At 65.5% G+C, this 15,132-nt stretch carries 13 protein-coding genes; 3 read left to right on the forward strand and 10 right to left on the reverse strand.

Annotated elements, in window-relative coordinates:
- Positions 1-16: 16 nt before the first annotated feature.
- The 8 genes from DL899_RS05380 to DL899_RS05415 form a co-directional block, all read right to left on the reverse strand.
- On the reverse strand, positions 17-1,477 hold the full coding sequence (locus DL899_RS05380; RefSeq protein WP_239494619.1) for a Do family serine endopeptidase: 1,461 nt from the start codon (positions 1,475-1,477) through the stop codon (positions 17-19).
- Between the two features lie 136 nt (positions 1,478-1,613).
- Positions 1,614-1,808 (reverse strand): DUF2065 domain-containing protein, encoded by a 195-nt coding sequence (locus tag DL899_RS05385; protein WP_111732966.1) that lies wholly within the window; start codon positions 1,806-1,808, stop codon positions 1,614-1,616.
- Positions 1,808-2,848, reverse strand: a complete 1,041-nt coding sequence (gene hflC / locus DL899_RS05390; RefSeq protein ID WP_111732967.1) for a protease modulator HflC — start codon at positions 2,846-2,848, stop codon at positions 1,808-1,810. Before hflC ends, DL899_RS05385 begins: the two co-directional genes overlap by 1 nt.
- Positions 2,848-4,011, reverse strand: a complete 1,164-nt coding sequence (hflK, locus tag DL899_RS05395; protein WP_111732968.1) for an FtsH protease activity modulator HflK — start codon at positions 4,009-4,011, stop codon at positions 2,848-2,850. Before hflK ends, hflC begins: the two co-directional genes overlap by 1 nt.
- 71 nt (positions 4,012-4,082) lie before the next feature.
- On the reverse strand, positions 4,083-5,438 hold the full coding sequence (gene gor, locus DL899_RS05400; RefSeq protein WP_111732969.1) for a glutathione-disulfide reductase: 1,356 nt from the start codon (positions 5,436-5,438) through the stop codon (positions 4,083-4,085).
- A gap of 14 nt (positions 5,439-5,452) precedes the next feature.
- Positions 5,453-6,241, reverse strand: coding sequence for a ribose-5-phosphate isomerase RpiA (rpiA, locus tag DL899_RS05405; RefSeq protein WP_111733106.1), 789 nt, complete (start codon positions 6,239-6,241; stop codon positions 5,453-5,455).
- A gap of 77 nt (positions 6,242-6,318) precedes the next feature.
- On the reverse strand, positions 6,319-7,203 hold the full coding sequence (locus DL899_RS05410; protein WP_111733107.1) for a c-type cytochrome: 885 nt from the start codon (positions 7,201-7,203) through the stop codon (positions 6,319-6,321).
- Between the two features lie 240 nt (positions 7,204-7,443).
- Complete coding sequence (locus tag DL899_RS05415) at positions 7,444-8,127, reverse strand: outer membrane beta-barrel protein (protein WP_162685511.1); 684 nt, start codon at positions 8,125-8,127, stop codon at positions 7,444-7,446.
- 226 nt (positions 8,128-8,353) lie between these two features.
- On the opposite strand from DL899_RS05415, the gene DL899_RS05420 reads away from it, so the two are divergent.
- Complete coding sequence (locus DL899_RS05420) at positions 8,354-9,061, forward strand: glutathione S-transferase family protein (protein WP_111733108.1); 708 nt, start codon at positions 8,354-8,356, stop codon at positions 9,059-9,061.
- A gap of 111 nt (positions 9,062-9,172) precedes the next feature.
- Positions 9,173-10,546, forward strand: a complete 1,374-nt coding sequence (locus DL899_RS05425; RefSeq protein ID WP_111732971.1) for an L-serine ammonia-lyase — start codon at positions 9,173-9,175, stop codon at positions 10,544-10,546.
- Between the two features lie 383 nt (positions 10,547-10,929).
- Here DL899_RS05425 and DL899_RS05430 read toward each other — a convergent pair whose 3' ends face one another.
- The gene (locus DL899_RS05430; protein ID WP_338049644.1) at positions 10,930-11,592 is read right to left on the reverse strand and encodes a thiamine diphosphokinase; all 663 of its coding nucleotides are present in this window, start codon (positions 11,590-11,592) and stop codon (positions 10,930-10,932) included.
- Between the two features lie 161 nt (positions 11,593-11,753).
- On the opposite strand from DL899_RS05430, the gene DL899_RS05435 reads away from it, so the two are divergent.
- A complete protein-coding gene (locus DL899_RS05435; protein ID WP_239494620.1) occupies positions 11,754-13,946 on the forward strand; it encodes a hypothetical protein in 2,193 nt (730 codons plus the stop codon).
- A 122-nt stretch (positions 13,947-14,068) separates the two neighbouring features.
- Here the strand turns inward: DL899_RS05435 and zapE are convergent, their stop codons facing one another.
- On the reverse strand, positions 14,069-15,127 hold the full coding sequence (gene zapE / locus DL899_RS05440) for a cell division protein ZapE (RefSeq protein WP_111733109.1): 1,059 nt from the start codon (positions 15,125-15,127) through the stop codon (positions 14,069-14,071).
- Positions 15,128-15,132 lie beyond the last annotated feature (5 nt).

The raw sequence follows: 15,132 nt of genomic DNA on the forward strand, positions 1-15,132 counted from the left end.
TCCGCTGTTCGCGGTGTCAGCCGTTGCCAAGCGACAGCGCCACGAACCGCGGCTCGCCACCCCGGCGCACCAGCAGCAGGATCGACTTGCGCCCTGCATCCTGTGCCTCGGAGATGCGCGTTTCGAGGTCGGTGATGCTGCGCAGCTTCTGCTGGCCGGCCTCGGTGATCACGTCACCGGCGCGCAGGCCCTTTTCATAGGCTTCCGACAGCGTGTCGATGTCCTTGACCACCAGCCCCTCGACGCCATCGTCCAGGTCCAGCTGCTCGCGCAGTTCGTCGTTCAGCGGCGTCAGGGTCAGCCCCATCAGCGTCTTTTCGACCTGGCCCGGCATGTCGTCTCCGGGCTGGGCCACGGGAATTGCGCCCTCGGCCTCTTCGCGGCGGCCCAGCGTCACCTTGAGGGTCTTGGTCTTGCCATCGCGGAAAACAACCATGCGAACGGTCTTGCCGACTTCGCTGTTACCGACGATGCGGACCAGCTGGCGGGTGTCGCTCACCTCGTGCCCGTCGAAGGACATGATCACATCGCCGGCCTCGATCCCCGCTTCGGCGGCGGGGCCCTCGGGCACATCGGTCACCAGGGCACCGGCGACCTTTTCAAGCCCGATCGCCTCGGCCACGTCGTCAGTCACGTCCTGGATGCGCACGCCCAGCCAGCCACGGCGGGTTTCGCCGTATTGTCGCAGCTGGTCGACGACCCGCGAAACCACGTTCGAGGCCATCGAAAACCCGATCCCGATCGAGCCGCCATCGGGGCTGAGGATGGCCGTGTTCACACCGACCACGTTGCCATCCACGTCGAAAAGCGGCCCGCCGGAATTGCCCCGGTTGATCGCCGCGTCGGTCTGGATGTAGTCGTCATAGGTGCCCGACAGCGCCCGGTTGCGTGCCGAAACGATTCCCGCGCTAAGCGAAAAGCCCTGCCCCAGCGGGTTGCCCATCGCCAGCACCCAGTCGCCCACACGGGCGGTGTCACTGTCGCCGAAGCTGACGAACGGCAGCGGTTCCTCGGCATTGACCTTGAGCAGCGCGATATCAGTCTTGGGGTCGGTGCCGATCAGTTCGGCCTCCAGTTTCTTGCCCGAAAAGAATTCGACGATGACCTCGTCGGCGCGCTCGATCACGTGGTTGTTGGTGACAACATAGCCATCCTCGGAAATCACGAAACCAGAGCCTAGCGCGGTCGTCCGGCGCGGCTGATCGCCGTTGCGATCCTGGAATTCACGAAAGAAATCCTCGAAGGGAGAGCCCTTGGGCACCATCGGCATTGGCGTCGCACCCTGGGCGACCACGGTTGTCGTGGTGATGTTGACCACAGCCGGGCTGACCTTTTCGGCCAGCTCGGCAAAGCTGTCCGGACGGGCCTGCGCCGAAATGGCCTGGGCAACGATCAGGGCTATCGTCAAGGCCGTCAGCCAGATGGCCCGGACAGCGCCCTGATGGTCAGCCTGCTGCGCAATTGATCTTGAATACACGGAATTCTCCTCCGTATTGGGGGCCGGCTGGCGGCCCTTCTCTTGATGAGTTGCACCGCCAATGTAGGCAGTGCGACACCGATCTGAAAGAGACGCGAGGGATGTCACGATCATGTGATACTCCGCACCGGCACGATCAGGCGCCCAGCGCCTTGGCGCACCACAGGAATACCAGCCCCAGCGCGACAGCCCCCAGCCCCACCAGGCGGCGGTTTTCCACCGGCATGGCGCGCAGAACGGCAAGCATCTGTTCAACAAGCGAAGGGGCCAGCGCATAGACCAGCCCCTCCACCACCAAAACCAGCCCGAACGCCAGCAGGACGGTCGCCATTACTGCGCTTCCGTCGCGCCAGCCCCGTCATCCGCCGCGCCCGACTGTTCCTGTTCCAGCCTCTGGCGTTCGGCCTCTGGCAGATCGTCCGAGATCTGCTGCTCCGGCGCCATCTCGCGCAGCTTGTCGATGTCGATGCCGTCAACATCGACACTGCCCAGCCCGCCGGCACGAATGGCCGAGAACATCTCGGTCAGGAATTCGCTGTTCGGCGAAAAGACCAGGGTCGAATTCCCCGGCTGCAACGTCCGTTCCAGTGCCGCCAGCGAACGGTAGAAGGCAAAGAACTCGGCGTTGTTGCCGAACGCCTCGGCATAGATGCGGTTCCGTACCGCGTCGGCCTCGCCTCGGGTGATCTCGGCATCCCGCTCGGCGTTGGATACGGTCTCGACAACGGTCCGGTCTGCGGCTGCGCGCACGCGCTGCGCCGCCTCGTTACCGCGGGCGATCTCGTCTGCGGCCTCGCGCTCACGCTCGGCGCGCATCCGGGCAAAGGTGGCATCGAGGTTCTGCTGTGGCAGGTTGGTCTGCTTGAGCCGAACATCGACGATTTCCAGCCCCAGGCCCTCGGCACTGGTACGCGCCTGGGCGCGGATTCGCAGCGCCAGATCACGCCGCTCGGGCGACAGGATCGTATCCGACGTCACCTGGTCGGCGCCCAGCACCTCGCGGATCTGGGCGTTGAGGATCGACGAAAGCCGGTCTTCGGCGGCGCGAATGCCGCCCACGCCCACCGCCTGGCGGAACTGAACCACGTCGGCGATGCGATAGCGCGCGAAGGCATCAACAACCAGCCGGCGGTCGTCCGACGGCGTCACTTCGATGGTTTCGGTGTCGAACGACAGGATGCGGTCGTCATAGCGCACCACCTCCTGGATGATCGGGATCTTGAAGCCCAGACCGGGCTCTTCGACCACCTGCTTGATCTGGCCAAATTGCAGCACCAGCGCCTTTTCACGTTCGTCGACAATGAAGAGCGACGACAAGACCCCGATGACCACGATCACCAGAACGGGAAGAAGAAAGGCCGTTTTCCGCATCAGTTCGCTCCCCCGGTCCCGCGAGAACCCGTGCCGCGCGTCAATTCATTCAGCGGCAGATATGGCACCACGCCATTGCCGCCCTCGCCGCCCGCCAGGGTTTCGTCGATCAACATCTTGTCGAGCCCACCCAGCGTGCGTTCAATCGTTTCGAGATACAGCCGGCGCTGGGTCACTTCGGGCGCACGGTTGAACTCCTGCGCAACGGCGATAAAGCGGCTTGCCTCACCGATGGCCTCGTTGACCACCGAGGCGCGATAGCCCTCAGCCTCTTCCAGCACGCGCGCGGCCTCGCCGCGTGCCTCGGCCAGTACCCGGTTGGCATAGGCGTCGGCCTGGCGTTGCAGCCGGTCACGTTCCTGTTCGGCGGCCTGCACTTCGCGGAAGGCATCGATCACCTGCACCGGCGGGTCGGCGGTATCCAGGTTCACCCGCACGATGTTGATGCCGCTTTCGTAATCATCCAGCGTCTGCTGGATGTTTTCGCGGGCGGTATCGGCGATGATGCCACGGTCACGGTTCAGAATCGGGGCAAGGTTCGTTGCCGCGATGATCTCGCGCATGACCGATTCCGACACCGCGCGCACCGTCAGCTCGGGGTCGCGAATGTTGAACAGCAGCTTGGCGGGATCGTTGATGTTCCAAACCACCTGGAAATCGATGTCAACGATGTTGGCGTCGGTGGTCAGCATCAGCCCGTCATCGTCGCGGCCGCGGCCGACACCGACATCTTCGGTCCGTTCCGAGGTGACGTTGACCACGTCATAGGTCACCACCGGCCACGGCGCAAAGTTGAGGCCCGGATTCCCGATCGAGGAAAACTCGCCCAGGAAGAGCTCGACCGATTGTTCCTCGGGCTTGACGGTATAGAAACTCGCCGCGCCCCACAGGACCACGGCGATGACGGCGCCCAGCAGCACCGTACCCCGGCCAAAGGCGGGGCCTCCGCCCTGGCCGCTGCCGCCGCTGCGGCCACCGCCGCCACGGCCGCCCATCAGCACCCGCAGCTGGTCCTGGCCCTTGCGCACAAGCTCGTCAATCTCGGGGATCTGCGGCCCGCCCTCGGTCGGGCGCCGTCCGCCACGGCCGCCGCGACGATCATCGTCGCCGCCATTGCCGCCCGAACCTCCGCCGCCCCAAGGGCCGCCAGAATTTCCAGCCATCTATCCTCTTCCTTCCGTTTTCAGCGTCTTCCGGAACACTGTGCCCTAAACTGTGTGCGAAGGGGCAAAAATCAACCGCCGCGCACCGGCTCTTTCATAGTTACGACCTCTTCGGACATGGTGGGATGCACCGCAACCGTGCGGTCGAAGTCCGTCTTGGTGGCCCCCATCTTGACCGCGATACCAACCATCTGGATCATCTCGCCCGCCCCGGGCGCGACGATGTGACAGCCCAGCACCTTGTCGGTGGCGCGGCTGACGACCAGCTTCATCAGCACCCTGTCGGACCGGCCGGCAAAGCTTTGCTGCATAGGCTTGAACGAGGTGCAGTAGATATCCACCGGCTCGCGTTCGCGCGCCTCTTCCTCCGACAGGCCGACGGTGCCGAATTCCGGCTGGGTAAAGACCGCGGTCGGGATCAGCTCGTGATCGACCGGCGTCGGGTTGCCGTTGAACACCGTCTCGACAAAGGCCATGCCCTCGCGGATGGCGACCGGGGTCAGGTTGACCCGGTCGGTGACGTCACCGATGGCATAGACAGACGGCACGCCTGTCTGGCTGTATTCATCGACGATCACCTCGCCCTTGCGGCCCAGTTTCACGCCGGCCTCTTCCAGCCCCATGTCGGCGGTGTTAGGCGCGCGCCCGGTGGCGAACATCACCTTGTCGAATACCTGCTCGGTGCCGTTGGTGGCCTTGATGCGCCAGCCGCCCTCGGCCGGCTCCATTCCCAGTATGTTGGTGCCCAGGTGCAGGTCGACACCGTTGTTGATCATCTCTTCGGCGATCAGGCCGCGCGCCTCTTCGTCAAAGCCGCGCAGGATCTGCGCGCCGCGGTAGAATTGGGTCACCTGCACCCCCAACCCGTTGAGGATACCGGCAAATTCGCAGGCGATATAGCCGCCGCCGATGATCAGCATCGACCTGGGCAGATCGTCGAGATGAAAGATGTCGTTCGAGGTGATGCCGTCCTCGGCGCCGGGCAGGTCGGGCTTGACCGGCCGCCCGCCGGTGGCGACAAGGATATGCTTGGCGGTTACGCTGCGGCCGTCAGCCAGCTCGACCGTGTGCGCATCGCGCAGCCGCGCGCGCTGGTCAAAGGTTTCCACCCCATTTGAACCCAGTATCTTGCGATAGACCCCTTCGAGGCGGTCCAGCTCGGCGTGCAGTTTTGTCTTGAACGCCGGCCAGTCGAACCCGCCGGAATGCGCCGTCCAGCCATAGCTTTGCGCGTCCTCAATATGGCCGGGGTATTCGCTGGCAAAGACCATCAGTTTCTTGGGCACACAGCCCCGAATCACGCAGGTGCCGCCATAGCGGTCTACCTCGGCCAGCGCCACACGCGCGCCACCCTGTGCCGCCACGCGGGCCGCGCGCACGCCGCCCGAGCCGCCGCCGATCACGAACAGATCATAGTCGAATGCCATATGCCGTGCCGTTCCTAGTCCTGCAGGTCGGAAAACAGGTTCTCGGATTCCAGGAAATCCAGGCGATCCTGCTCGACCGTGCCCTCGTTGATGTTGCGGGTCTCGACCCGGCCATCGCCATGACCGACGATGACCACATCGCAGATATCCATGAACAGCCCGTTTTCAACGACCCCCGGCATCTGGTTCAGCGCCATCGCCAACTGATGCGGGTTGCCGATCCGGCCCAGGTGCAGATCGAGGATGTAATTGCCCTCGTCGGTGACGAAGGGATGATCGCCGTTCATCCTGAGCGACGCATCGCGCCCCAGTACGTCCATACTGACCAGCAGCTCCTCGATCAGCGCGCGCGTGGTCTGCCAGCCAAACGGGATCACCTCGACCGGCAGGGGAAAGGCGCCCAGGTGTTCGACCTCCTTGCCGACATCGGCGATCACGATCATCTGGTCGGACGCGGTGGCAACGATCTTTTCCTGCAACAGCGCCCCGCCTCCGCCCTTGATCAGGTTCAGATCGCCATCGAATTCATCAGCGCCGTCGATCGTCAGGTCCAGCCATTTCGCCTCGTCCAGGCTGATGACGTCGATGCCGACCTCGCGGGCCAGTTCGGCGGTGCGCACCGATGTCGGCACGCCGCAGATCTTCAGCCCGTCATCGCGCACCAGTTCCCCAAGACACCGTACCATCCAGGCGGCGGTGCTGCCGGTCCCCAGACCGACGCGCATTCCGTCCTCGACGAAATCGACCGCCCGCTTGGCGGCGACGAACTTGGCCTTGTCGATAGGCGACAATTCTCCGGACATGGCAGACCCCCGATACATCCCGCCCGGTTATAAGAGAGATGCGCGCCCGGTGCGAGGGGCAAAAGGGAGGTTCCGGGCTATTCTCTTGCCGGAATGGCCTTGAGATAGGCGGCAATGGCGCGACGGTCCGAGGCAGGCAGATGCGCAAGGTTGCGGCGCACCGCCTCCATCCCCTCGCCCCAGCGGTGCGATTGTGCGTGTGTCTCGGCCGGTTCCAGCAGGGCGGCGATCTCGTCCAGGCCGGCCTCGGCGATCAGGGGCGACGCAGGGGTGATATTGGGCGCGGGCAGGCCATCGGGCCCCTCCAGCGCCTCGGCCCCGGCCAGCCAGCGGCGATAGTCGGGCCCGCCAAGGGCGGCGCGCGGCGTGTGGCAGGTGCCGCAATGGCCCGGCCCCTCGACCAGGTATTGTCCGCGCGCCACGTCGGCATCATCGCCCGCCCCGGCAACCGCGCCGGGCCTCAGAAAACGCTGCTTCCACACCCCCAGCAGCCGCCGGTTGTCATAGGGAAAGCGCAGATCATGCGGGGGATTGTCGCGCGCCTCGGGCGGAAGGGTCTGCAGGTAGGCCCACAGGTCGGCGATGTCGCCCGCGCGCATCCGGGCATAGGAGGTATAAGGAAAGGCTGGATAGTAATGCTCGCCCTGAGGCGATACCCCGCGCGTCATAGCCGCCATGAATTGCCGATCGGTCCATGCGCCGATTCCGTGAGTCGGGTGGGGCGAGATGTTGGGTGCCACGAACGTGCCGTAGCGGCTGACCAGTTCGCGCCCGCCGCCCAGCCGGGGATTGGCGGCGGCGTCGCTGCCGGGTGTGGCGTGACAGGTGCCACAGCCCCCGGCCCGGAACACCGCCTCGCCCCGGGTCGGGTCGCCTGGGGCGGGTGCGTCAGACAAGGGGGCGGGCTCGGGCGCGCAGGCCGCGAGCAGCGCCAGCGCCAAGGCCGTGATCCGCACGCGCATAATCGCCCCGCCCGGCGGCACCGCCGGGCAGCCCCCGGCCGCCCCCCCGGGCGGGGGCTTTACCCCCACCCGCGGCCCGGTGCTGCCCTCTGCGCAAGTGCCGTCATGACCCAAGTCGGATGGATGCGGCCCGAAGGCCAGCCACCATCCTTTGTTCCCTGACTGCGCCGATTTCATCGAAGGTTATCTTGCTTTGGCCGGCGATCACGACATTCGTTCGACCCACCCGGCTGCCCGCGTTCAGCGTTTCTTGAACTTGTAGGAAACCCCCAGCGCGATCTGGTTGCTGATCACCTCGGTGTTCAGCCAGCCACCGCCGCTAAGGTCGGCCTCGATATCGGCCCAGCCCGATTTCAGCTCGGCGAAAACCGCCCAGCGGTCATTGATCTCGGCCTCGACCCCGACCAGCACCTGCGCCGCCGGCCCGCCGAACTGGTATTCCGAGGTCCGCGTGGTCAACGGAACGTTGGCGACCTCGACATGCGGGGTGGTAAAGCCCAGCCCGGCCCCGACATAGGGCGTGAACCGCGATTTGTTGAGAAACCGGTAGTGGACGTTGAATGTCACCATGTTGATGCCGTCGGTGAATTCCAGCATCGAGAACTGGGCCGGCATCGGCTTGGCCGCAACCTTGGTATGGGCGTTGTCAAAGGCCAGGCCCCAGTTGGGATGGTTGTCCATCCACCAGGTCACCCGCCAGCCGAAATAGGGTGGCATCTTGTTTGATTCGCCGTCCCAGTTGGCCCGCGCCGATTGCGGCCCCGCCCCGTCGAGGAAATCGAAATTCACCGTCGAGCTGGGTGAGTCGTTGATGCCGGTATAAAAGGACAACACGATCTCGGCCGAGGCCGGTGCCGCACCGCACATCGCCGCCACCCCCGCAGCCGCCAGAATCCGCCGTCCGATTGTCCGAATCCGTATCATCCTCAGCCCTCGCATCCGTGAATTTGATTGCGCCCGCATAGCGCCGCCCGTTCGGCGGCAAGCCCGGCCTTTGGCCGTATGTTTCCGGGCTCGGTCAGGCTGGTACAAGGGCTTTCCGGCAACAGCGACGATATGTCCGACCAGAGTGCCGCGCGGGGGCGGGTTTCAACGTGTGGTTGCCGGATTCCGGCATGACGCGGGCCCGGATTTCGGGCAACATCGCGGCATGAAACACGGCTACCGCCTGCATTTCGGCCCCGACAATGCCTCGCTGATCGTGCGCCTCGCGCTCGAAGATCTGGGCCAGCCCTATACGACCGCCCTCGTCGATCGCGCCACGCGGGCACAGGAATCGCCCGCCTACCGGGCGCTCAACCCCGCCGGGCTGATCCCGGTTCTGGAAACCCCCGACGGACCGATATTCGAGACCGCGGCGATCCTGCTGTGGCTGGCCGACCGGCACGGCGCGCTTGCCCCCTCCCCCGACAGCCATCAGCGCGCGGCGTTCCTGAAATGGCTGTTCTTTACCTCGAACACCCTGCACACGGCACTGCGGATGCGGTTCTATCCCGCCCGTTATGCCGGCCCCGACAAGGGCGCGCAGCAGGCCCTTTCAGCACATATGCGAGGCGAGGTTGCGCGCCATCTCGACCTGGTAGAGGCAGCAGCGTCCGACCGCCCCGGCTGGCTGGGCGGTGCTGACCCTTCGGTGCTGGACCTCTACCTTGCCTGCCTGATACGCTGGACCCAACTTTACCCCGTGGACGAGGACAAGGGCTGGGCAAACCCCGCCCACCGCCCGCATCTGCACGACATGGCGGCCCGGCTGGAAACACGCCCCAGCGTCGCCGCCGCCATCCGCGCCGAGGGGCTGGGCGACACCCCCTTTACCGCCCCCGGATACGCCCGCCCGCCCGAAGGCAGCGCCACCTGATTTCCACTGCGGCGGCAGGCCACTTGGGATTTAGCAGCCTTGATCGGTCGCTTTGAGACAAGTACGTCCCGGCAGGACCGGCGATAACGCCGGCAAGGAGAGCGCGCGCACATGTTTCTTTCGGTCTTCGATATGTTCAAGGTCGGCATCGGCCCGTCCTCGTCGCATACCATGGGGCCGATGGTGGCGGCGGGCCGATTTCTGGACCTGGTGCGCGCCGCGCCCTTTACCCCGCACGGGGTCAGGGGGTCGCTGCATGGCAGCCTGGCGTTCACCGGGGTCGGGCACGCCTCGGACCGCGCCACTATCCTGGGGTTGGCAGGTTTCAGGCCAGAGGATTACGACCCCGACGCCGCCGAGGCCGCGCTGAAGGAAATCCGCGAAACCCACCGCCTTTCGCCGCCGGGCCTGCCGGAACTGGTGTTCAATCCCAAGGAAGACCTGGTCTTTGACTTCGGGCCCAACCTTCCCGGTCACGCCAACGGCATGATCCTGATGGCCACCGACGCCCAAGGCGACGTGATCCTGCAGGAAACCTATTACTCCATCGGTGGCGGTTTCGTGATGACCGAGGCGGAACTGGCCGCCGGGCGTAACACCGACGACGGCGATCCGGTGCCCTATCCCTTCAAATCCGCGGCCGAGATGCTGCAAATGGCCGAAACCTCGGGCAACACCATCGCCGAGATGAAAAAGGCCAACGAAATATCGCGCGGGGGGCCGGCAAACCTGTCATCGGGCGTGACCCGCATATGGGAGGTGATGAACGCCTGCATCGAACGCGGCATCACCACCGACGGCACCCTGCCCGGCGGGCTGAACGTCAGGCGCCGGGCCAAGGCCATCCATGATGCGCTGCTGGCCGAACGCGGCACCAACATCGACGCACCGCACAAGATCAACGACTGGATCAGCACCTATGCGATGGCCGTGAACGAGGTAAACGCCGCCGGCGGGCAGGTGGTGACCGCCCCCACCAACGGCGCCGCGGGCGTGGTGCCGGCGGTGATCCGCTATTGGCTGGACCATGTGCCGGGCGCGACGGAATCAAAGATCGAAACCTTTCTGCTGACCGCCGCGGCGATCGGCGGGCTGGTGAAATACAACGCCTCTATCTCGGGCGCCGAGGCCGGCTGCCAGGCCGAGGTGGGCAGCGCCGCCGCGATGGCGGCCGCCGGGCTGGCGGCGGTCATGGGCGGCACCCCCGCGCAGATCGAGAACGCCGCCGAGATCGCGCTGGAACATCACCTTGGGATGACCTGCGACCCGGTCAAGGGGCTGGTGCAGGTACCCTGTATCGAGCGCAACGGCCTGGGCGCGATCAAGGCGGTCAGCGCCGCCAGCCTGGCGATGCGCGGCGACGGCACCCACCTGGTGCCGCTCGATGCCTGCATCGAGACCATGCGCCAGACCGGCGCCGACATGAACGAGAAATACAAGGAAACCTCGCTCGGCGGTCTGGCGGTCAACGTGCCCAACTGCTGAGGAATGCAGGGGCTGGTGCGAAACACTTTGCTTTTCAGAGTCGGCTTTCAGGATTTTGCTGCCGGTCGAGTGGAATGCAACGGATGGCATCGCAGGGCCGCGGTCGGGCGATCCGACAATCGAGGTCGGCATTTTATGGTGCCACCACATCTTTTCTCAAATCATGGCGCTCATGGTTTACAATCGCCCGGCCGGGGGGCGGCCGGGCGATGCCCGGGCCGCTACGCGGCTGTTCCGGGCATGGCGCTTTGTGCAGGTGTTGCAGGCAAGCTCCGCCAGCACTGACATCCCTCGTTTTCTGACAAAGCTGGGCCTTGCCGTCTTCGGTGACCTTCCCGACCCGCTGGCCTATGCCGGCATCGCGCTGATCGTGGCGTCGAATCTCACGGTGCGGGCCAACCGGTCGGGGCCGACAACAGCGCGCGCACCGCGATTTCCAGCGTGTCCTGCGGCAGGATCACCAGCATCTTGGGCGCGGTCAGCGTCAGGTGCACCGTGCCCGTGGCGATGTTCGACGTGCCCACCCGCCCGTCAGGCGCAAAGTTGAGCCCGCCAATCGGCCATTTCAGCCCGTCCGAGACCCCTTCGACCGCGCCCAGCGGGAAAAGCGATACCGCCGTTCCCTCCGACAGCGGCAGCGCCAGCGACGGCGGGGCGAGAAACACCAGTTCCTCGCTGCCCAAAAGCAGGCAACGCCGGCCGGGATGACGCACCAGCGTATTATAGGCCGCCAGTTGATGATCCAGCCGATCACCCGAAAACCCGATCCCGATCACCAGGGGCGCGGCGATGTTGCGCAGGCACTTGTCGAAATCGGTGCTGTCCTGCTCTGCAATCGGGTGCAGGCTGTCAGGCGGCAGGCGGCGGCGCGCCTCGTCACCGAGCGAATCGAAATCACCGATCGTCGCACGCGGGATGACGTTGTGGGCCAACGCCGCATCCGCCCCGCCATCCGCCGCCACCAGGTGCGGCGCCACCGCCATGGCGCGTGAAATCCGCGCCTTTGTCACTGCTGCCCCGCCGATCAGGGTGACAGGCTCATTCACGTCTACAATCATGCAAAAATACCCGACATTGTTCCCCAATTAGGAAATAAAACACATTCTGACCACGAAATGATACGGTAATAATCCCAGATTCGGACTGCTTTGGCCTGCGGCACAATGGTAAAAGCGCTAATTGCAGGCAATTCAGAGCGAGCATTGTCATGGTAAGTACAAGTAAAATTCTAACTGTTTCCTACGGCACCTTTTCCTGCACTCTGGAAGGGTTCGACGACTCATTCGACACGATGAAGGCCATCGCGGAATATTTCCGCGACCTTGCGGCCGACGACCGTTATTTCGGCGCCGAACCGCCCACCCCCGATGCCGAGATGCTTGCCCGAATTGCCGGGCGGGAAATTTCGCGCCGTGTCGACGCCCATCAGGGCGAAACCGGCATCGTGCTGCGCGCCACTCAACCGCCCCAGGAACTGGGCCGGACCGAGGCGACGCCGGACCAGGCACCCGAAGCACCTCAGGCGGCACAGCCTGCCGAAACTGCCGAGATGCAGCCGGAACCCGCCGCGCCCGCACCCCAACAGGCCGCGCCGCAGGAAATCGCCGCACAAGAGCCTGCCGAGGTTGAAACCTCTGTGGCTGAAACCGGTGTGGCCGATACTTCGGAGGTCGAGGAAACCACCACTCACGAGAACGAAGAACCCGCAACCGAGGTTCCGGTCGCCTTCGAAGATCTGCCCGCTTCGGCCGCCGAAACGCCTGAAACGCCCGAACCCGCCGACGATGGCGACAGCGTCGCCGCGCGGCTGCGCCGTATCCGGTCGGTCGTGGCCCGATCCGGCGCCAGCTATGGCAGCGACTATTCCGAAGACGAGCACGCGCAGGATTTCCTTGCCCGCACGGCGGACGAGCTTGAAATGACCCTGGCCGGCGACGACGAAGCCGAAGCCGTGGAACCCCAGGCCGAAATAACCGACTTTGACGACTTTGCCGGTTTTGCCGACAACGAAGCTGACGAAGACGGTGAAACCGACGGCACCATCGAATGGGACGCGGCAGAGGATGACGCCGACGACGATACCAGCGTCGTGGATGCGCTCGATGGCCTGGCCGCCCGCCTTGCCGAAGATGCCGAGGCGGTGGACGCCGTCAAAGCGGCCCCAGTCAAAGCCGATACCGGTGAAACCGACGACTTCGACGAAGACGAAGCACTGGAAGACGACCTGTCCGAGGACACGCTGTCCCAGCTTCTGGCCGACGCCATACCCGGCGACGAGCCCCTTGACGAACCTCGCGAAGCCCAGTCCGACACTACCCACGAGACGGCTGGGCACCCCGCCGCGCCCCGGGTGCTGAAGATGAAGCGCAGCGAATTCGAGGCGCTTGCCCTGGGTGAATTCGAGGAACTGGACGAAGAAGACATCGCCGCAGAGGAACCGGAGGACACCGCCCCAGAGGCCATCCAGGACGCCAAAGAGCCGGGCGAGAACGCTGTGTTGAGCCCCGAGGAAGAGGCCGAGCTGCTACTTGAACTGGCCGAGGTAGAGGCAGAGCTGTCCGAAACCTCCAAAGAGACCGGCGAAGACGAAGGCGAAGACGCCAACATCTTTGGCGATACCGATACCGACGACGATCAGGGCACAGACGCCGAGGCAGAGGCAGAAGCCGCCGAAATGCCCTATGACCGGCCCCTCGAACAGGGCCGCGGCACGCATCTGCACGCCAGCGGCGCCGACAACGATGCCTCGCGCATCTTTGACGAGGCCGAAAGCAAGCTCGACGCGCCCGATGCCAGCCGCCGCCGCAATGCCATCCAGCATCTGCGCGCCGCCGTGGCCGCGTCAAAGGCCGAGATCCGCGCCGGCAACCGGCTGGAACCCGACCCTGGCGTTCAGCAGGCCGCCTATCGCTCGGACCTGGCGCAGGTCGTGCGCCCCCGCCGCCCGCAGGCCGATCGCAGCTCGCGTTCGCCCCGGCCCGAAGACACCCGGCCCGCGCCGCTCAAGCTGGTGGCCGAGCAACGCATCGACACCCAGCGCGCACCGGTTCGCCCACGGCGTATCTCGGCGACGCAGATGGCAGCCGAGGCAGCCGAAGGCGCTCCGGCCGACAGCGGCTTTACCGACTTTGCCCGGGAAATCGGCGTCGCCGAACTGCCCGACCTGCTGGAGGCCGCCGCCGCCTATCTGGCCGACATTGAAGGGCACGAACAGTTCTCGCGGCCGATGCTGATGGGCAAGCTCAAGGAAGCGACCGGCGAGGCATTCTCGCGCGAGGATGGCCTGCGGTCGTTCGGAAACCTGCTGCGCCATGGCAAGCTGCAAAAGATCAGAGGCGGCCGCTTTACCGTGACCGAACAGACCGAATTCCGCGCCCAGGCCCGCCGCGCGGCGGGCTGAGCCGGACCGGCGCGCACCACGGGGCACAGGGGCCTCTGTGGTGTGTGTCACGTTCGATTGAAAACACCCGCGCCCCGGGCCAAGCCCGGGGCGCGTAACGGTCTGAACTGGCGGGAAACGCCTTAGCCCTGCCCCCACCCCTCTGACTGCATTTCGCGCAGACGGCTGGCGGTCCGTTCGAACTCGAAACTGCCCTCACCCTCGACATAGAGATACTCAGGCTCGGCCGCCGCCGAGCAGATCAGCCGCACGCCCGCCTCGTAGAGCGCGTCGATCAGGGTGACAAAGCGCTTTGCCTCGTTGAAGTTAGAGCGCGACAATTGCGGGATGTTCTCCAGCACCAGCACCCGCGCCGCATCGGCCAGCGCCAGGTAATCCGCCGGCCCCAGCGCCACGCCGCACAGGTCATAGAACCCCGCCCGCGCGACACCGTTGTGAAAGGCCGGGATCGTCACCTCGCGCTTGTTGACCACCAGGGTATGGGGGGCGCCGGCGCCGCCGCTCAGGTCCTGCCAGATCTCCTCGATCCGCGCGCGCGCGGCGGCGTTAGCCGGAGTGAACCATGTCTGTGCCCCCGCCAGCCTGTCCTGCCGGTAATCGATGGGGCCAGCCATTTCATGCACCACCATCCGCGATTTCAGCATGTCGATGAACGGCAGGAAAAGCTGACGGTTCAGCCCGTCCTTGTACAGCTCGTCCGGCGCCCGGTTCGAGGTGGTGACCACCACCACCCCGGCGGCGAACAGCGCCTCAAAGAGCCGCCCAACGATCATCGCGTCGGTGATGTCGGTAATCTGCATCTCGTCGAATGCCAGCAGCCGCAGCTTGTCGGTCACCGATTTCGCCACCGGCGCCAGCGCATCCTCGACCCCGCGGCCGCGGGCCGCGTGCATCCCGGCATGGATTTCCTGCATGAAGGCATGGAAATGCACGCGCCGGACAGGCACCGACAGCGTATCGATAAAAAGGTCCATCAGCATCGACTTGCCACGCCCGACCCCGCCCCACAGGTACAGCCCCTTTGGCGGCGGCGGCGCTTTGCGCAGCCATCCACGCCGGGCCGGGGCCGCCAGCCCGGCGCGGATGCGCTCGAACTCGGGCAGCGCCGCGGCCTGCGCGGGGTCGCGTGTCAGCGCGCCCTCGGCCACAAGGCGGTCATATCGCTCTGGCAGCGTCTCCATCGGCC

The organism is Roseovarius amoyensis, assembly GCF_003260265.1.
In the GTDB taxonomy this organism is placed as follows: Bacteria; Pseudomonadota; Alphaproteobacteria; order Rhodobacterales; family Rhodobacteraceae; genus Roseovarius; species Roseovarius amoyensis.